This is a genomic window from Dactylosporangium sp. CA-092794, from assembly GCF_050948465.1.
In the GTDB taxonomy this organism is placed as follows: Bacteria; Actinomycetota; Actinomycetes; order Mycobacteriales; family Micromonosporaceae; genus Dactylosporangium.
The window spans coordinates 7,619,847-7,637,976 of the sequence record NZ_CP192044.1; the positions used below are offsets into that span (position 1 = coordinate 7,619,847).

An 18,130-nucleotide genomic window follows, 5' to 3' on the forward strand; every position below is an offset into this window, starting at 1 on the left:
TACTGCGCCGCCCGGCATCTTCCGCCAGCGGGTATAGCTGACTAAAGTCAGGCGTATGGACGTTGATCTGGTGGCCGCGGTACGGCGGTTCAACCGGACGGTGACCCAGCGGGTCGGTGCGCTGGACGACGAGTACATGGCCCGCGGGCGCCCGCTCGGCCAGGCGCGCGTGCTGTGGGAGATCGGCCCGGACGGTGCCGAGGTCGCGGGGCTGCGGGCGAGGCTGGGGCTCGACTCCGGCTACCTCAGCCGGCTCCTGCGGATCCTGGAGGCGGACGGCCTGGTGACCGTCGGGGCCGCGCCGGACGGCGGCGACGCCCGGGTGCGCTCGGCCGCGCTGACCGAGACCGGCCGGGCCGAGTGGGCCGAGCTCGACCGCCGCTCCGACGCGCTGGCCTGGTCGATCCTCGAGCCGCTCGGCGCGCCGCGGCGGGCCCGGCTCGTCGCCGCGATGGCCGAGGTGGAGCGGCTGCTCGTCGCGTCGATGGTGACCATCGGCCCGTGCCCGCCCGGCGATCCGCGGGCCCGCGCCTGCGTGCGCGCGTATGCCCGCGACCTCGCCGCGCGGTTCCCGGACGGGTTCGACCCGGCGCGCAGCGTGCCGGTGCGCGACGAGGAGGTGACCCCGCCGGCCGGGGTGTTCCTGCTGGCCACGCTCGGCGCCGAGCCGGTCGGCTGCGGCGCGGTGAAGCTGCACCCGGGCGGGCCGGCGGAGATCAAGCGGGTGTGGGTCTCCGGCACGGTGCGCGGCCTCGGCGTCGGCCGACGCCTGCTGGGTGAGCTGGAGGCGTATGCCGCGCGGCGGGGCTGGACGCAGGCCCGGCTGGACACCAACCGGAGCCTGGTCGAGGCGATCGCGCTGTACCGCTCCGCCGGCTACGACGAGACCGCGCGCTACAACGACGAGCCGTACGCCGACTTCTGGTTCACCAAGCCCATCGCCGCAGGGGTCCTGGACTGAGCGACCGGCAGACAACGAAGCGCCGCCCAGACGGTGGGCGGCGCCGATTGCGGAGGGCAGCGCTTGGCGGTTCGGCGTGGGAGGCCGGCCGGGGGGAAGGTCAGGACTCCAGCGGGCGGCGGGAGATCGCGATGACGGACTGGCCGAACGGCGGGCGGAAGCCGCGCTCCATGAGCCGGGTCATCGGAGCGACCGTGGTGTCGTAGAACTTGACCATCGGGCCCGGGCCGGGCATCTGCTTGAGCAGGCAGGTCGAGACGTAGTACCCGATCAGGCCGAGCGAGTTGGCGTAGTGCAGCTTGACGATCTCCAGGTCGGCCGCGTCCAGGGCCGCCCGCATGGTTTTCTTGGTGTAGCGGCGCACGTGGCCGGTGGCGATGTCCGCCGGGCCCATCGCGAAGGGGAACGCCGGGACGACGATGATGACGTAGCCGCCGGGCCGCACCAGCCCGCGCATCGTGCGCAGGCCGCCGATGTCGTCGTCGATGTGCTCCAGCACGTTGTACGACACCGCGGCGCTGTGGTCGCCGCTCACGTCGCTGGGCAGCAGCAGCTCGCGGACCACCACGCCGGGGTGCTCGGCGAAGCGCTCCTTCAGCGCGACGATGCGCCCCGAGTCCGCCTCGGTCAGCGTCATCCGCGGCGCGTGCTCGAGCCACTCGGCCGCGTAGTCGCCGAGGCCCGCGCTGACCTCGATCGGATGGTCACCGAGGTAGGGCGTCGCGAACGCCACGAACCACTTGCGATGGTTCTTGGCCATGGCGAGACCCTCGAGCACCTCCGACTGGACGGCCTGGTCGCCGAGGATTGCCGGATCCAAATTCGGCACTCTGCCCTCCTAGGTGAAAACTGATCATGTCTGGCAGCAGAACCGGCGTAGTGTATCGGCGCTGATCCTTCGCCACCAACCCCTGCACCGCAGGTCGCACGCCATCTATGGTGTGACGGTGAAATTCGGGGAGAAGCTACGTGGCGCCGGTACCACGGTGGTGGTGCTGGTGAGTTATCTTGCGGGCGCCGTCACCCTCCTGCAACACGTCTGGGCGCATCCCCAACAGAGGATCTTGGCCGACAACGGCCAGGACCAGGTGTTCTTCGAGTGGGTGCTGACGCACGCGGCCCGGTTCTTCACACACGGTGACAACCCGTTCTTCACCGATCAGCTCAACGCACCGCTCGGCGTCAATCTCATGGCGAACACGTCCGTGCTCGGGCTGGCGCTGCCGCTGGCCCCGATCACGTTACTGTTCGGCGCGGGTGCCACCTTCGTGCTGATCGACACCATAGCGCTCGCCGGCACCGCGGCGGCGTGGTACTTCGTCCTTTCCCGCCATGTCGTCACCTCCCGCCTCGCCGCCTACATCGGCGGACTCTTCTGCGGCTTCGCGCCCTCGATGATCTCGCAGAGCACCGGCCACCCGAACATCGCCGGCCAGTTCCTCATCCCCTTCATCGTCTGGAACGTGCTCCGCCTGCACCACCCGGGCCCCGTGCTGCGCCGGGCCCTGGTGCTCGCCGCGCTGGTCGTCTACCAGTGCTTCATCAACGAGGAGGTCCTCTTCCTCACGGCGGTCGCCCTGCTGGTGTTCCTGCTCGCCTACCTGCGCCCCCGCGAATACGCCCCGATGGCCCGCGCGGCCCTGCCGGCACTCGGCGCGGCCGGCGCGCTCGCCGCAGTGATCCTCGCCTATCCGCTCTACCATCAGTTCTTCGGCCCGCAGGCATATCACGGCCTCCCCGAATTCGTGCACGGATTCAGCAGCGACCTGGCCTCGTTCAAGGAGTTCAGCCGCCGCTCGATCTTCGCGCCGCCGGACATCGCGACGATCGAGAATATGGGCGGCCCCACGGAGGAGAACACGTTCTTCGGCTGGCCGCTGCTCGGCCTGCTGCTCGCCGCCGGCGTGGCACTGTGGTGGCAGCGCGCGGCCCGCGCCGTGTTCGTCACGGCCGCGGTGTTCGCGGCGCTCTCGCTCGGCACGAAGATCCGGTACAAGGGCGAGGACACCGCCTGGACCGGCCCGTGGGAGTGGCTGCACGGCCTGCCGCTGTTCAACTCGGTGGTCCCGACCCGGATGGGCGTGGCCCTGGCCCCGCTGTTCGGCGTCCTGCTGGCGCTGCTGATCGACCGCTACGTGATCGGCCTGGCCCCGGCCGAGGACCCCGCGCCGCCGGTCCGGGTGTCCCCGGAGATCGAGGCGGCCCTGGCCGCCGACCCGCTGCCCGCCGAGACCGCGACCCCCGCCGAGGCCCTGCCCGCCCTCCGCGAGGCGGCACTGCCCGACGCCCGCGTGGCTTCACTGCCCGACACCCGCGTGGCCGAGCCCGAGCCGATCACCGAGCCCGACCGCCCCTACGTGACCGCCCACGCCGACACCCAGCCCGACACCCACGCCGGCGCCGAGGCCGAACACGCCCGGGAGCGCACCGCCGTAGCCGTCGAGCCCGACACGATCGACAAATCGGTTATGCCGGAAAAGTCGGTCGGCGCGGTGGACGTCAAGACCGAAGTCCGAACCTCCCGCGACGAGACCACGCCGCTCGCCCGCTGGATGTGGGCCGTGGCTCTGGTCCTGGCCCTGTTCCCCCTGATCCCGACCCCCCAACCGGCCGACGAGCGCGGCCCGGTCCCGGCCTTCTTCGCCACCGACGCGTGGCGCCAGGAGATCCCCGAGAACAGCACGGTCGTCCTGCTCCCGCTGGGCTGGTGGGAAGGCCTGGACGCCATGCAGTGGGCAACCAGGGAGCACCTGGACTTCAAGATCGCCGGCGGCTACTTCCTGGCCCCCGACCCGAACGACCCGACCAAGGTCGCCCGCTTCGGCCCCACCTCCCGCCCCACGATGGACCTCATCAACGGCGTCGGCAACGACGGCACCGTCCCCCAGATCACCCCGGACCAGATCGCCCAGGCAAGAACCGACGTCGCCTACTGGCACGCGAACGTCCTGCTCCTCCCCGACCGCCACGCCAACAGCGACGCAATCCGCCAAACCGCCGACCAGCTCTTCGGCCCGGGCCACCACGTAGCCGACGTCTGGCTCTGGAACGTCTGAGGCAGCACCCCTGCGGCCGGCGGCGGCCACCACGGCAGCGCGTCGCCGCCCGCCGGGGCGGCACAGCGCTCATCGACGCCGACCCCCGATGCGGCGCGGCCAGCGCCGGACGTATGTCTCCGTGATCATGATGCCCGCAGTGGCCGCACCACGGGTTTGCCATGATCCCGGAGACTTTCGGTACACGGGTGTACATGGACACTCCGTGATCATGAAAAACCCTTGATGTCGGCGGCGACTGCGGCATGATCACGGAGACTTCCGGTCGCCGCGCTGTGCCCCACGGCGTGCAGCGCCCACCGCGCGGGAATCCGACCGCCGACCGCGCTCGCCACGCACCGCCTCCGCGCTCCGCGCTTCGCGCGAGCCCCGCCCGGACGGACAACGCGGTCGCCGGCGGGCATGGGCAGCGCGAGCGGGCCACGGCCCGTGACCCGAGTCTCAGCAGGCCCCAAAAAACCACTGCCCCACCGCAACCTGGGCCGCGACCAGCGCCAAACGTCGGACAAGGCCCCAGGGAGCGTGCGGGCCCCCGGCCCCCCCGGAGGAGGGGGGAAAGGGCGAAGCCCAGACGAGAGAACCCCTCACACAGACCGCAACAAAGCGGCGAACTCCTCAGCCGCCATAACCCGAACCCCCAGCTCAACAGCCTTGTCAGCCTTGGACCCGGCGCCCTCGCCGACCACCACGAGGTCCGTCTTCTTGGACACCGAGCCAGACGACTTCCCGCCGAGCCGCTCCACCGCCTCATTTCCCTCGTTGCGCGTCAGGCCCGGCACCGAACCGGTCACCACGACCGTCATCGGCGACCCGTCCTCCTTGCGCAGCGGCAGCGGCAGCGAGCCGGCGGGTGCGGAAGGCCGCGGCTGGAAGTCCGGCTCCGCCATGTTGACGCCGCGCTCGGCGAGGCGCTCGATGACCGGGCGCAGCTCGGCCAGCTCGGCGGCGATCGTCACGGCCCGCTCCGGACCCACGCCCTCCACCTCCTGCAGGTCGGCGACCGTGGCGGCGAGCAGCGCATCGATCGCGCCGAAGTGGCGGGCCAACCGGCGCGACATCGAGCGGCCCGTCATCCGCACGCCCAGCCCGGTCAGCACCCGCGACAGCGGCTGCGACTTGGAGGACTGGATCGCGGCGACCAGCTTGGCCGCGGAGACCTCGCCCATCCGCTCGAAGCCGGCGAGGGTCGCCGCGTCGAGGTCGTAGAGGTCGGCCGGATCGGTGACCAGGCCGGCGGCGACGACCGTGTCGACCAGCTTGCCGCCCAGGCCCTCGATGTCCATGGAGTCGCGGGCCGCGTAGTAGAGCAGGGCCTCGTGGGCGCCGCAGGCGCGGCCGCGGGTGCAGCGCCAGCGCTTCTGGGTGCGGTCGATCTCGCCGTCGCAGCGCGGGCAGCGGGCCGGCGGCTCGAACGGCACCGAGCCGGCCGGGCGCTCGTCGAGCTTGGCGCCGGTGATCTCGGGGATCACGTCGCCGGCCCGGCGGACGAAGACCGTGTCGCCGGGGCGGACGTTGCGCCGGACCAGGTCGTCGAAGTTGTGCAGGGTCGCCGAGGTGACGATGACGCCGCTGATCTGCACCGGCTCGAGCACCGCGACCGGGGTGATGACGCCGGTGCGGCCCACCTGGACCTCGATCGCCTTGAGCCGGGTGGTGCGGGTGTCGGCCGGGAACTTGTAGGCGATGCCCCAGCGCGGCGCCCGGCTGGACGAGCCGGCGAGGTCGCGGTCGGCGGGCTGGTCGGCCTTGATCACGGCGCCGTCGATGCCGTAGCCGAGAGTGCCCCGGCCGGCCCGCAGCGCCTCGACGGCGGCCAGGATCTCCTCGATGCCGGCGCAGACCGGCATGCCGGCGGTCGAGGCGACGCCGAGCGCGGCGAGGGTGGCCATGGCCGCCGAGTGCGGGCCGTCGCCGAGGCCCTGCACGCCATATGCCAGGAAGGAGAGCGGCGCGTCATAGGTGCGGTCCTGCGCGCGCAGGGTGCCGGCCGCGGCGCTGCGCGGATGGGCGAACGGCGGCTCCCCGGCGGCGGTGCGCATGCCGTTGGCCACCTCGAAGTCGCCCTCGGTCATGAACACCTCGCCGCGCACCTCGATCGTCACCGGCTCGGTCAGCCGCTCCGGCAGCCCGGCCGCGCGCCGTGCCTGGCCGGTGACGTCCTCCCCGGCCCGCCCGTCGCCGCGGGTCGCGACCTGCACCAGCCGCCCCTCCTCGTAGCGGGCGGCGATGGCCAGCCCGTCGATCTTCGGCTCCACGGTGAACCCGGCCGCGGGCCGGCCGAGCAGCCGCTCCAGCCGGGCCGCCCACCGGTGCAGCGTGTCGGCGTCGAAGACGTTGTCGAGGCTGAGCATCGGCTCGCTGTGCACGACGTCGCCGGCCACGCCGCCGCCGGCCGCGACCACCTCGGTCGGCGAGTCCTCGGGCTTCCAGTCGGGACGGCCGGCCTCCGTCGCCGCGATCCGCGCCATGAGCGCGTCGTAGTCCGCGTCGTCCATCGCCAGGTCGGGGCCGCCGTAATAGGCGGCGGCGGCCTGCCTGACCTGGGCGATCGCGGCATCGTAGGCGGCGGGGGTGTCGAACGGTTCGGCCATGGGTCGCAGCCTAACGAGGGGGTACGACAAAAATGGGCGCCATGCACACCGACGAAGATTCCTGCATCGAGCTGGCCGGGCGGATCGCCCGCGGCGACCTCATGCTCGGCCTGCTGCCGCTGGAGGCGGCGGACGAGGTGGCGGCCGGGCTGAGCGCCGCCGGCCGGGCGGGCAGCGCGCGGGCCTGGCGCGAGCTGGGCCTGGCGTACCTCGCCATCGACGGCGACCGCCTGCCGCCCGTCGGCTGGGCGGCCGACCTGCCGTTCCCGGACGGCGTCGACGACACCGGCGGCCGCGCGCTGCGCTGCTTCGCCGAGGCCGCCCGGCTCGGCGACCGCGACGGCGCGCTGATGTTCGCCGCGTCCACGCGCGAAGCGTCGGCCGCCGCCCAGGAGGCGGCCCGCGAGCTGCTGCGGCCCCACGCGGACGCGGACCCGGCGGCCGGCTACGCCTACGGCCTGCTGGAGCAGTGGCTCGGCCGCCCGGGCGCGGCGATCGAGCACCACCTGCGCGCGGCCGGGCAGGGCGACGCCGACGCGGCCTTCGAGCTGTACGCGCTGTTCTCCACCGGCGAAGGCGTCGAGCGCGACGAGGCCGAGGGCCAGCGCTGGCTGGCGGTCGCCGCGGAGCTGGGCCAGGACCGCGCCCTGTACAACGTCGGGGCCGCGCACGCGACCGGCGCCAACGGGTACCCCCTCGACATGACAATGGCCGTCGACTTCTACACGCGTGCGGCCCGGGCCGGCAATTCCCGGGCCGCGGCCACCCTCGGCGTCATGCACCTCACCGGCGAAGGCGTGGCCGAGGACCGCGACCAGGCCCGGGAGTGGTTCGAAACGGCCGACGACCTCGGGCACCCGGTCGACGAGTGGCTGGCCCACCTCGGCCTGCGCCGCCCGTAGCGCGAGGCGCAGCGCTAGGGCGCCCGGCCGGCCCGCAGCCAGGCGAAGTAGTCGTCGAGGTGCTGCGGGTGCATCATCCGGTTGACGACGCCGCTCCACCGCGGCGGCGGCTCCCGGCCGGGCACGCGTCGCTCATACGAGCTCCGGCAGTCCCAGGAGCACGCGGCGGGCGGCGCGGGTCAGTATGGTCCGGTCGGTCGCCGCGGCCAGGGCGTCGCCCGGTGGCGCGGGTTCGACGAAGGCGATGTCCAGGTGCAGGCCCCGCAGGGTCCGCTCGGCGACGGGGCCGGCGTGGCTGCCCGTCGGGGTGCGCACGCCGCCGATCAGCAGCAGCGTCGGGCGGCCGGCGGGGACCGCGCGGGCCACGGCCAGCGTCGGCGTGACGAGGGTCAGGCCGGGCACGCCGGCGACCAGCGCGGCCAGGCGCGGGGCCAGCCGGCGGCCCGAGACGCCGATCGCCATGCCGGGCTCGACCAGGGCGGCCGCGGCCCGCACGCCGGCACCGGCCGGGGCGGGGAGGGTGGCCGCCGGCGGCAGGGCGGCGGCCAGCGGCACGGCGCCGCCGTGGACGCGGCGCAGCAGGCCCCGCTCGGCCAGGGCGGACAGGTCGCGGCGGATGGTCGGGATCGAGACGCGGAAGCGCCCGCTCAGCTCCCGCAGGCCGACCCCGCCGCCCCGCCGGGCGGCGGCCAGGATCTCGGCGCGGCGCACCTCGGCGAGCATGTCAGGGCTCGTCCCGCAGGACCAGGACGGCGCCGGCGGCGACCGTCGCGCCGCGCACCTCGGCGGGGGCGGTGCCGTGGTTGATGGCCACGACGTACGGCGGGCGGCGCACGAGCTCCACGGTGGCCGGCAGGGCGGGGCGCGCGGACAGGCCGGCGTCGGCGTACACCCGCTCCAGCAGCCGGGCCAGGTCGGCGCCGCCGAGACGGGTGGAGACGTACCAGGCCGCGCCGCGGCCGCGGGCGTTTCGGGTGACGGCCGGGCCGGCCGGGGCCGGGCCGTCCACATAGGACAGGACGGTCTCGGCGCCGGCCGGGTGGACGTCCTCGGCCCAGACGTCGGCGGCGGAGCCGTCGGAGAGGGTGACCCGCTCGCCGGCCCGCAGCGGCAGGAACTCCTCGACGGTGACGCCGAGCAGGTCGCGCAGGGCGCCCGGGTACGGCCCGCCGGGGACGGTGTCGTTGGCGTCCACGATGCCGGAGAAGTACGACACGAGCAGGGTCCCGCCGCCGGTGACGTAGGCCTCGAGGTTCTTGGCGGTGGCGGGCGTGGTCAGGTACAGCGACGGGACGACGACGAGCGGGTAGCGGCCCAGCCCGGCCTCCGGGTGCACGAAGTCGACGGTGAGGTGGGCCTCCCACAGCCGGGCGTAGTAGGCCTCGACGCGCTCCCGGAAGGTGACGTCCTGCGACGGGCGCCACTCCAGCTCCAGGGCCCACCACGCCTCCCAGTCCCACACCACGGCGACGTCGGCGGCGACCCGGGTGCCGCGCAGCCCGCCCAGGCCGGCCAGCCGGGCGCCCAGGTCCGTGACCTCGCGCCAGATGCGGGTGCCGGTGCCGGCCTGGGGCAGCATCGCGGAGTGGAACTTCTCGGCGCCGAAGCGCGAGGCCCGCCACTGGAAGAACAGCACGCCGTCGGCGCCGCGGGCCACGTGCGCCATGCTGTTGCGGGCCAGCTCCCCCGGGCGCTTGGCGATGTTGCGGGGCTGCCAGTTCACCGCGCTGGTCGAGTGCTCCATGAGCAGCCAGGAGCCGCCGCCGGCCAGGCTGCGGGTGAGGTCGGCGCACATGGCCAGCTCGACGTGCCGGTCCTCGCGCTCGGAGGCCAGGTAGTGGTCGTTGGCGACGATGTCGACCTCGGCGGCCCACTTCCAGTAGTCCAGCCACTTGCAGTTCGCGATCATGAAGTTGGTGGTGATCGGTACGCCGGGCGAGTACCCCCGCAGCACGTCCCGCTCGCGCCGGAAGTTCGCCAGGTGGGTGTCGGAGCTGAAGCGCAGGTAGTCCAGCTGCTGCGCGGGGTTGACCGCGGTCGGGGCCAGCCGCGGCGGCTCGATCTCCGCCCAGTCGCCGTAGCGCTGGCCCCAGAAGGCGGTGCCCCAGGCGGCGTTGAGCGCGGCCAGGTCGCCGTGTTTCGCCCGCAGCCAGCGCCGGAACGCCTGCGCGCAGGTGTCGCAGTAACAATGCGGGTTGACCCCGGCGAACTCGTTGTGCACGTGCCACAGCGACAGCGCGGGGTGGTCGCCGTAGCGGCGGCCGAGCTGATCGGCGATGTTCGCCGAGGCCGCGGCGTACTCGGGCGAGTTGGGGCAGAAGCTCTGCCGGCCGCCCTGGCCCAGCGCGTGCCCGGCCCGGTCGACCAGGCGGGCGCCGGGGTGCAGCCGGGCGAACCAGGGCGGCGGTGCGGCGCTCGGCGTGCCGAGGTCGACCCGGATCCCGGCCGCGTGCAGCAGGTCGAGGACGCGGTCGAGCCATTCGAAGGTGTACCGCCCGGGCTGCGGCTCCAGCAGCGCCCAGTTGAACATGCCCAGGCTGACGAGGTTGACCCCGGCCTGCCGCATGAGCGCGATGTCCTGCGCCCACACCTCCTCCGGCCACTGCTCGGGGGTGTAGTCCCCGCCGAAGGCGAGCCCTGTTTCGAGCATCAACGTCTCCCGACCGTGAACGTTCCCAGACAACGATCGGGACTCTAGCAAGTATTGACACCGTGCACGAGTGGGCCAAAACTGTGAGCGCTCACGGTCGTACACCCCCCGTTTGAACGGCGACTACGTGATGGAGATCCCCATGAAGCGCACCACGCGCGCACTGCTGGCCGCCACGGCGACCGGCGCACTGCTGCTGAGCGCGGCCTGCTCGGGCAGCGCCGAGGACGGCGGGAAGGTCGAGCTGACCTTCTGGTCCTGGGTGCCCGGCATCGACAAGGTCGTGGCCCGGTGGAACGACGCCCACCCCGCCGTGCACGTCACGGTCAGCAAGCAGGCGCAGGGCGACGAGGAGGTCACCAAGGTCCTCACCGCCAATAAGGCCGGCAACCCGCCGGACCTCTTCCAGGCCGAGTACCAGGCGCTGCCGACCCTGGTGAGCAACGGCGCGGCCGGTGACATCGCGAAGTACACCGGCGATGTCAAGGCGAAGTTCGCACCGGGCGTGTGGAGCACCATCACGCTCGGCACCGACGCGGTGTACGGGATCCCCCAGGACTCCGGCCCGATGATGCTCTACTACCGCCAGGACGTCTTCGCGCAGCTGGGCCTGAAGGTCCCGGCGACGTGGGACGAGTTCGCGCGGACCGCCAAGGAGGTCCGGCAGAAGGACCCGAAGCGGTACCTCACCACCTTCTCCGCCGCCGACCCGGGCTGGTTCGCCGGGCTGGCCCAGCAGGCGGGCGCCAAGTGGTTCGGCGTCTCCGGCGACACCTGGAGCGTCACCGTCGACGACGCCGCCACCAAGCGGGTCGCCGACTTCTGGGGCGGCCTGGTCGCCTCGGGCGACATCGACAAGCAGCCGATGTACACCCCGGAATGGAACAAGGCCCTGAACGACGGCACCCTGATCGCCTGGCCCAGCGCGGTCTGGGGTCCCGGCGTGCTCACCGGCAACGCACCCGACACGGCCGGCAAGTGGGCCATCGCCGAACTGCCGCAGTGGAGCGCGGGCGAGCACCGGACCGGCAGCTGGGGCGGCTCGTCCACGGCCGTCGCCGCGAAGTCCAAGCACGTCAAGGAGGCCACCGAGTTCGCGATCTGGCTCAACACCGACAGCGCCGCGGTCACCGGCCTGATCACCGAGGGCGGGATCTACCCGGCCGCGACCGCCGCGCAGTCCGGCGGCGCGCTGGCGAAGCCGCCCGCGTTCTTCGCCAACCAGCCCGAGTTCTACACCCTGGCCCAGACGATCGCCGGTACCGCCGCCGGGGTCACCTGGGGCCCGAACGTCAACGTCACGTACGCCACCTACAAGGACGCGTTCGCCAAGGCGATCACCGACCGGACCGCGTTCTCCGGCGCCGTCGCGGCGATGCAGCGCTCGACCGTCGCCGACCTGCAGCAGAACGGCTTCAAGGTCGCCGGATGAGACCGCGGGTGCCGTACGCCTTCCTCTCCCCCGCCATCGCGCTGTTCGTGCTGTTCATGGTGGTGCCGATCGGCTACACGGGCTACCTGTCCGTGCGCCGGGTGCGGGTCAGCGGGCTCGGCCTGGGCGCGGCGGCGCGGACCGAGTCCTTCGCCGGGCTGACGAACTACCGGCAGGTGTTCGCCGACGCCGAGTTCTGGCACTCCGCGCTGCGGGTGCTGATCTACGGCTGCCTGCTGGTGCCCACCATGCTCGGCCTGGCCCTGCTGTTCGCGCTGCTGCTGGACCTGCCCCGGGCGCGGGCCCGGCGGTTCGCGCGGATCGCCATCTTCCTGCCGTACGCCGTGCCCGCGGTGATCGCGAGCCTCATGTGGGGGTTCATGTACCTGCCGTCGGTGGGGCCGGGGCAGTACCTGCTGACCGCGGCCGGACGGCACCCGCTCGACCTGCTCGGGCCGGTCACCATCTACGGCTCGGTGGCCAACATCGCGCTGTGGGGCGGCACCGGCTTCAACATGATCGTGCTGTTCACCGCGCTGCGGGCGGTACCGGGCGAGCTGTACGAGGCGGCCCGCATCGACGGCGCCACCGACTGGCAGATCGCCTGGCGGATCAAGATCCCGCTGCTGACCCCGGCGCTGATCATGACCTCGGTCTTCTCGCTCATCGCCACCCTGCAGGTGTTCAGCGAGCCGACCACGCTGCGCCCGCTGACCAACGCGCTGCCGTCGAACTGGACCCCGCTGATGAAGATCTACCAGGACGCGTTCGCCCGCGACGACATCCACACCGCGGCGGCGGCCTCGGTGGTGCTCGCCGCCGCCACGCTGGTGCTGTCGTTCGGCTTCCTGCGCTTGGTGCAGCGCCGCGCCTTCGGGGCCGAGTCGTGACCGGCCGCCGGCCGGCCGTCCTGCCCACCGCGGCGCTGCTGGCCGGGGCGGTGTACTGCCTGCTGCCGATCGTGTGGGTGCTCACCGCGTCGACGAAGACCAACGCCGATCTGTTCCGCACGTTCACCCTCGCCCCCGGCGGTGCGCTGCCCGGCAACGTCGGCGAGCTCTCGCGGTACCAAGGCGGCATCTACTGGCGATGGATCCTCAACACGGCGCTGTATGCCGGCGGCGGCGCGCTGCTGTCCACCGCGGTCTCCGGGCTCACCGGGTACACCCTCGCCAAGTACCGCTTCCCGGGCCGCGCGGCGGTGTTCAACGTGCTGCTCGCCGGCGTGCTCGTGCCCGCGGTGGTGCTCGCCATCCCGCAGTACCTGCTGCTGGCCGGGCTGCACCTGACCGACACCTACTGGTCGGTGCTGCTGCCGAGCATCCTCAGCCCCTACGGCATCTACCTGGCCCGCATCTACGCGGGCGCGGCGGTGCCCGACTCGCTGATCGAGGCGGCCCGCACCGACGGCGCCGGTGACCTGCGGATCTTCCGGAGTGTGGCGGTACCGTCGATGCTGCCCGGCCTGGTCACCGTGTTCCTGTTCCAGTTCGTCGCGGTCTGGAACAACTTCCTGCTGCCGTTCATCATGCTCACCTCCGACGACAAGTTCCCGGTGACCGTCGGGCTCTACACGATGCTCAACCAGGGCAACACCACCCCGGCGCTCTACACCCTCGTCGTCACCGGCGCGCTGCTGTCCATCCTGCCGCTGGTCGCGCTGTTCCTGACGCTGCAGCGGTACTGGCGGGTCGACCTGATCTCCGGCGCCGTCAAAGGGTGACCCTGAGGCAGAATGTCGAGGTGCCAGAACCTCGCGAGCCCCGGCGACGCCCGGCCCGCCGCCCCACGATCAACGACGTGGCGGCGGCGGCCGGCGTGTCCCGGGGCACGGTGTCCCGGGTCCTCAACGGCGGCCACGACGTCAGCGACGCCGCCCAGGAGGCGGTCGAGCGCGCCATGCGCAAGACCGGCTACGTGGTCAACCAGCACGCCCGCAGCCTGGTCACGCAGCGCTCGCAGTCGGTGGCGTTCATCCTGTCCGAGCCGCAGGAGAAGCTGTTCGAGGACCCGAACTTCAACGTGCTGCTGCACAGCTGCACCCAGGCCCTGGCCAAGCACGACATCACGCTGCTGCTCACGCTGGCCGGCACCCTCGAGGACCGCAAGCGCCTCGGCCGCTACCTCACCGGCGGCCACGTCGACGGCGCCCTGCTCGTGTCCACCCACAGCGGCAACCCGCTCATCCCCGAGCTGCTCGCCCGCGGCCTGCCGGTGGTGGCCTGCGGCAAGCCGCTGGGCTACGAGCGGCAGGCCGCCTACGTCGCCGCCGACGACCGCGACGGCGCCAAGCAGATGGTGGGCTACCTGCGCTCCACCGGCCGGCGGCGGATCGCCACCATCACCGGCCCGCTGGACACCTCCGGCGGCGTGGAGCGGCTGGCCGGCTACCGCGACGCCTACGGGGACGCCGCCCCCGAGCTCATCGCGCACGGCGACTACACCCGGGCCGGCGGCGAGCAGGCGATGGGACAGCTGCTGGCGCGGGCCCCCGACCTCGACGCCGTCTTCGTCGCCTCCGACCTGATGGCCGCCGGCGCCCTCACCGCCCTGGCCCGCGCCGGCCGCCGGGTGCCGGCCGACGTGGCGGTGGGCGGCTTCGACGACAGCCAGATCGCCACGACCACCACGCCCCCGCTCACTACCGTGCGCCAGTCGTACCCGCGCATCGGCGCCGAGATGGTCCGCCTGCTGCTCAGCCTCATCGACGGCGAGAGCCCGGCCGCGGTCATCATCCCGACGGAACTCGTGGTGCGCGAGTCCGCCTGACGACCGCGGCCGGGCGGCTTCAGGACTGGGCGACCAGCCGGTAGGACTGGGCGCCGGTGTTGTTGCAGGTCCACTGCTGCAGCTGGACGCTGTCGGCGGTGGACGAGTTGGGCACGTCCAGGCACTTGCCGCTGTTGCGGCTCACGAAGTGGTAGTACCCGCCGCCCTCCGAGACGGGCAGCCACTGCTGGTTGTTGCCGCCGCCGTAGCCCCACAGCTGGACCACCGCGCCGTCCGCCGTGGAGACGCCGTTGACGTCGAGCACCTGGGCGGTGTTGTTGCGGTTGTTGATGCGCACGTAGCCGTTGCTGGTCGGCTGGAACTGGAACTGCTGGGCGTAGGTGCTGTTGCAGGTGTACTGCTGGATCGCGGTGCCGTTGGCGGTGCCGGCCGCGCGGGCGTCGACGCACTTGCCGCTGGTCTTGTCCACCACGCTGTACCACGTGCCGGACGGGATCGTCGTCCCGCCGCCACCGCCGCCGCTGAACGGGCTCAGCACGATCGCCGCCGAGCGCGGGTCGGAGTCGGTCGCCAGCGACTCGAAGTGCCCGACGTCGTCGAACGGGAAGGCGTAGGCCCGGCCGTCGGCCATGTTCGCGTGGATGATCTTCGCGTACTGGTTGGTCGGGTTGTTCTGGTAGAACCCGGCCGAGTTCAGGTCGGGCTGGGTGTCGACCGTGCCGAGGGTGCCGCGGTTGAGCGCCGCGCACAGCGTGCGCGAGATCGGCCCGATGACCTGGTCGTTGGGGGCCGGCAGGTTACCGGCGCAGCCCCACACGTCGGAGCTGGACGGCTTGTTGAACGAGGTCACCACGGCGCCGGAGGTGTTCGTGAAGGTCATGACGTTGCCGCTGGTCCGGCCGAAGTACTTGGTGTTCGGCTGGTCGGCGAACGGCACGACGGTCAGCGTCTTGGCGGTGTACGCGTTCCAGGCCGACGTGATGTACGAGTCCTGCAGGGTGCCGCTGAGCAGGCCCGCCCCGGCCGCCTTGGCCGGCGACAGCACGCGCAGCACGGTGCCGTCGGAGCGGGTGACGACCGAGTTGGCCCAGCCCGACTGCGCGCGGACCTGGTTGATGACGTTGTTGCGGCCGTCGGCGACCAGGTCGCCGGTGCGGCTGGTGGCGCCGCTCGCCCCGGTGACCGAGACCGCGTGCGGGATCGCGAACATGTCGACCTGGGTGCTGTTGATCCACAGGCCGGAGTCGCCGTAGGTGAACTCGCTCCAGTCGAAGAGGATGTTCTGGTTGGGGTCGCCGGCCGCCCAGGGAGCCGGCTGCACGAAGCCGTCGGTGGTGATGAAGAGCTTCAGCTTCTCGCCGAACGCGAAGTACACCCGGCCGGAGAAACCGCGCGGGAACTGCAGCGTGGTGCTGCCCCCGTTGCCCGGCCCGGCGATCGAGACGTCGGGCGCCGGCACGGGCGGCACGGCGCCGCCGCTCCAGGGGGTGAACGTGCCGGCCGCGTTGACGTAGCCGAGCCGGCCGGTGTTGGTGTTGGTGCCGATGACGTACAGATACACGGCTTCGCCGCGGCCGGTGCTGTTGGTCACGGTGACCGGCAGCAGGTTGGGCCCGATCGCGTGCGCGGCCGGGGCGGCGGCCACGAGGCCGGCGGGCAGCGCCAGGGCCAGCGCGCCGAGCAGGCCGGTGAGCTTGCGTTTGCGGAGCATCGAGGGGTGTCCTCCCTTTCCGGACGATGCCACCCCGGGACCGACCGGCGCCCGGTGTTGGCAGCCGGGGCGGGCATGAGAGAGCGCTCTTCCAGCTCGGGTGATGAGGGCGGGGCAGAGCCTTGAGAGCGCTCTCACCATATCGATCGGTAAAGATTATTGTCAATAAGGTGTTCAGACGGCGGTGACCTTGACATCGTCGATGTGCACGGTGGTGGCGTTGCCGGTGAAGCCCAGCGCCCCGGCGGCGCTGAGCTTTCCCGTGCTGTCCTTGAACTCCACGACGTCCTTGCCGTCGACCGCGATCGAGTACGTGCCGGCCTTGGCCACGACCCGCACCGAGTACCAGGTGGTGGCCGTGACCGGGTAGGACTTCGACGCCGACGTCGGACCGCCGTCCGCGGTGCCGGCCGTGCCGAGGCGGCCGTCGCCGATGACGGCCTTCTTGTCGATGGCGTAGAGGTACGCCCGCACGAACCGGCCGCCGGACACGTGCAGCATCAGCTCCGACTCGCCCTGGCCCTCCAGCATCGTGCGGAAGCTCACCGCGACGTCGGCCGGCAGGCTGCGGGCCGGGGTCAGGGTCAGGGTCGGCCAGCTGCCGCTGCCGACCAGCTCGCCGTCACGGACCGACCAGGTGCCGCTCACCGGGCGCCAGGCGCTCTGCAGCGCGGTGCCGCCGAACTCGTCGTGGAAGAGCAGGTTCGGGTCGTCGAGCGCGGCGCCGGCGCCCGGATCGCGCTCCCACGGCCGCACCGCGACCACGACCGCCGCGACGACCGCCACGATCGCCGCGGCCGCCACCAGCGCGATCGTCCTTCCGCGGCCGGTGCGCGGCGCCGGTGCCGGGGCGGTCACGACCTGACCGGCCGGGGGCGTCAGGTCCGCGGGCAGCTGCGCGCTCACCGGAGTGCTGATCGGCCCGCTGATCGGCCCGCTGATCGGGAACGCCGCGGAGACGGGGAATGCCGCGGGGACGGGGAATGCCGCGGGGACGGGGACGGCCGAGGTCGCCGGGGCCTCGGCCGGGAGGTCGGCGAGGGCGCCCTCGGCGACGACGAGCTCGGGCTGGTCGAGCACCGTCGGCGCGATGCGCAGCGTGCGGTGCAGCAGGGTCGCCGCCAGCGGCATCCGGGACGAGCCGCCGACCAGGTAGACCCCGCCCACCTGTTCGGGCGGCACGGCCGCCTCCCGCAGCGCGGCCAGCGTCAGCGCGGCGGTGCGCTCGAGGTGCGGCAGGGCGAGCCGGTCGAGCTCCTCGCGGGTCAGGTGCACCCCCGCCTCGATCAGCGGCACGTGCAGCTCCACCGACGCGTGCCGGGACAGCTGCTCCTTCGCCGCCCGGGCCGCGCTCCACAACTGCTGGCGGTGGCGCTGGTCCGCGACGGTCCGCGGCCAGTCCAGCCGCTGCCACAGCGCGGCGGCCTCCGGGGTCTGGGCGCGGGCGTGCGCGACGACCGCCGCGTCGAGGTCGAGGCCGCCGACGTCGTCGAGGCCGGCGGTGGCCAGGGTGGTGAACCCGCCGGGGTCGGCCCGCAGCACGGTCACGTCGAACGTGCCGGCGCCGAGGTCGTACACGACGAGCGACTTGCCCGGCGCGGGCCGGTGCCCCGGAATGCCGGCGAAGTAGGACGCGGCGGCGACCGGCTCGGGCATCAGGCGCACCCCGCCGAGCCCCGCCCTGGCGGCCGCCTCGGCCAGCACGGCCAGCCGGACCGGTCCCCACGTGGCCGGATGGGTCAGCACCACGTCACCCGGGGCGCGGCCGGCCACCCGCCCGGCCTCGCCGGCGATCCGGGCGAGCAGCGCGGCGAACAGGTCGGCCACGGCCACCTCGCGGTCGCCCAGCCACACCGTGCCGTCGTCGATGCGCCGCTTCGGGTTGCGCTCCAGGCCGGCCGGGTCGCCGGCGGCCGCGCGCTCGGCGTCCTGGCCGACCAGCAGGGTGCCGCCGGGCGCGGCATACACGGCGGAGGGCAGCAGCGGCGAGGCGTCGAACAGCAGCGGCCGGACCCGCCCCGACGCCTCCGCCAGCACGGCGACGGTGTTGGAGGTCCCCAGATCGACGGCCAGCCCGCCATGTCCCACGTTCACGCC

The 18,130-nt window shown here is 73.0% G+C and carries 13 protein-coding genes; 7 read left to right on the top strand and 6 right to left on the bottom strand.

What is annotated here, in order from left to right:
* Positions 1-55: 55 nt before the first annotated feature.
* Positions 56-961, top strand: a complete 906-nt coding sequence (locus ACQPXD_RS32460; protein WP_432825143.1) for a bifunctional helix-turn-helix transcriptional regulator/GNAT family N-acetyltransferase — start codon at positions 56-58, stop codon at positions 959-961.
* Positions 962-1,061: 100 nt separating this feature from the next.
* On the opposite strand, the gene ACQPXD_RS32465 is transcribed toward ACQPXD_RS32460, so the two are convergent.
* Positions 1,062-1,721: a methyltransferase domain-containing protein gene (locus ACQPXD_RS32465; RefSeq protein ID WP_432844040.1), complete on the bottom strand. Its 660-nt coding sequence runs from the start codon at positions 1,719-1,721 to the stop codon at positions 1,062-1,064.
* Positions 1,722-1,908: 187 nt separating this feature from the next.
* On the opposite strand from ACQPXD_RS32465, the gene ACQPXD_RS32470 reads away from it, so the two are divergent.
* Positions 1,909-4,017 carry a hypothetical protein gene (locus tag ACQPXD_RS32470; RefSeq protein WP_432825144.1) on the top strand — a complete coding sequence of 703 codons (2,109 nt, stop codon included), beginning with the start codon at positions 1,909-1,911 and terminating at the stop codon, positions 4,015-4,017.
* A 584-nt stretch (positions 4,018-4,601) separates the two neighbouring features.
* Here the strand turns inward: ACQPXD_RS32470 and ligA are convergent.
* Positions 4,602-6,608: an NAD-dependent DNA ligase LigA gene (gene ligA / locus ACQPXD_RS32475; RefSeq protein ID WP_432825146.1), complete on the bottom strand. Its 2,007-nt coding sequence runs from the start codon at positions 6,606-6,608 to the stop codon at positions 4,602-4,604.
* Between the two features lie 41 nt (positions 6,609-6,649).
* Here ligA and ACQPXD_RS32480 point away from each other — a divergent pair, with 41 nt between their 5' ends.
* Complete coding sequence (locus ACQPXD_RS32480) at positions 6,650-7,510, top strand: tetratricopeptide repeat protein (protein WP_432825147.1); 861 nt, start codon at positions 6,650-6,652, stop codon at positions 7,508-7,510.
* Between the two features lie 132 nt (positions 7,511-7,642).
* On the opposite strand, the gene ACQPXD_RS32485 is transcribed toward ACQPXD_RS32480, so the two are convergent.
* Complete coding sequence (locus tag ACQPXD_RS32485) at positions 7,643-8,233, bottom strand: DeoR family transcriptional regulator (RefSeq protein ID WP_432825148.1); 591 nt, start codon at positions 8,231-8,233, stop codon at positions 7,643-7,645.
* A 1-nt stretch (position 8,234) separates the two neighbouring features.
* Positions 8,235-10,160 carry a beta-galactosidase gene (locus ACQPXD_RS32490; protein WP_432825149.1) on the bottom strand — a complete coding sequence of 642 codons (1,926 nt, stop codon included), beginning with the start codon at positions 10,158-10,160 and terminating at the stop codon, positions 8,235-8,237.
* Between the two features lie 112 nt (positions 10,161-10,272).
* Between ACQPXD_RS32490 and ACQPXD_RS32495 the strand changes: the two genes are divergently transcribed.
* From ACQPXD_RS32495 to ACQPXD_RS32510, 4 genes are read left to right on the top strand one after another with little or no spacing between them, the layout of a single operon-like run.
* Positions 10,273-11,592 carry an ABC transporter substrate-binding protein gene (locus ACQPXD_RS32495; protein ID WP_432825150.1) on the top strand — a complete coding sequence of 440 codons (1,320 nt, stop codon included), beginning with the start codon at positions 10,273-10,275 and terminating at the stop codon, positions 11,590-11,592.
* Positions 11,589-12,482: a carbohydrate ABC transporter permease gene (locus tag ACQPXD_RS32500; protein WP_432825151.1), complete on the top strand. Its 894-nt coding sequence runs from the start codon at positions 11,589-11,591 to the stop codon at positions 12,480-12,482. Before ACQPXD_RS32495 ends, ACQPXD_RS32500 begins: the two co-directional genes overlap by 4 nt.
* The gene (locus tag ACQPXD_RS32505) at positions 12,479-13,315 is read left to right on the top strand and encodes a carbohydrate ABC transporter permease (RefSeq protein ID WP_432825152.1); all 837 of its coding nucleotides are present in this window, start codon (positions 12,479-12,481) and stop codon (positions 13,313-13,315) included. The genes ACQPXD_RS32500 and ACQPXD_RS32505 overlap by 4 nt, the downstream gene beginning before the upstream one ends.
* Before the next feature lie 20 nt (positions 13,316-13,335).
* Positions 13,336-14,361 carry a LacI family DNA-binding transcriptional regulator gene (locus ACQPXD_RS32510; protein WP_432825153.1) on the top strand — a complete coding sequence of 342 codons (1,026 nt, stop codon included), beginning with the start codon at positions 13,336-13,338 and terminating at the stop codon, positions 14,359-14,361.
* A 19-nt stretch (positions 14,362-14,380) separates the two neighbouring features.
* Here ACQPXD_RS32510 and ACQPXD_RS32515 read toward each other — a convergent pair whose 3' ends face one another.
* Together ACQPXD_RS32515 and ACQPXD_RS32520 are read right to left on the bottom strand one after the other, a co-directional pair.
* Complete coding sequence (locus tag ACQPXD_RS32515; RefSeq protein WP_432825154.1) at positions 14,381-16,033, bottom strand: beta-1,3-glucanase family protein; 1,653 nt, start codon at positions 16,031-16,033, stop codon at positions 14,381-14,383.
* A 174-nt stretch (positions 16,034-16,207) separates the two neighbouring features.
* Entirely contained in the window at positions 16,208-18,127 is a 1,920-nt protein-coding gene (locus ACQPXD_RS32520) for an Hsp70 family protein (RefSeq protein WP_432825155.1), read from the bottom strand.
* Positions 18,128-18,130 lie beyond the last annotated feature (3 nt).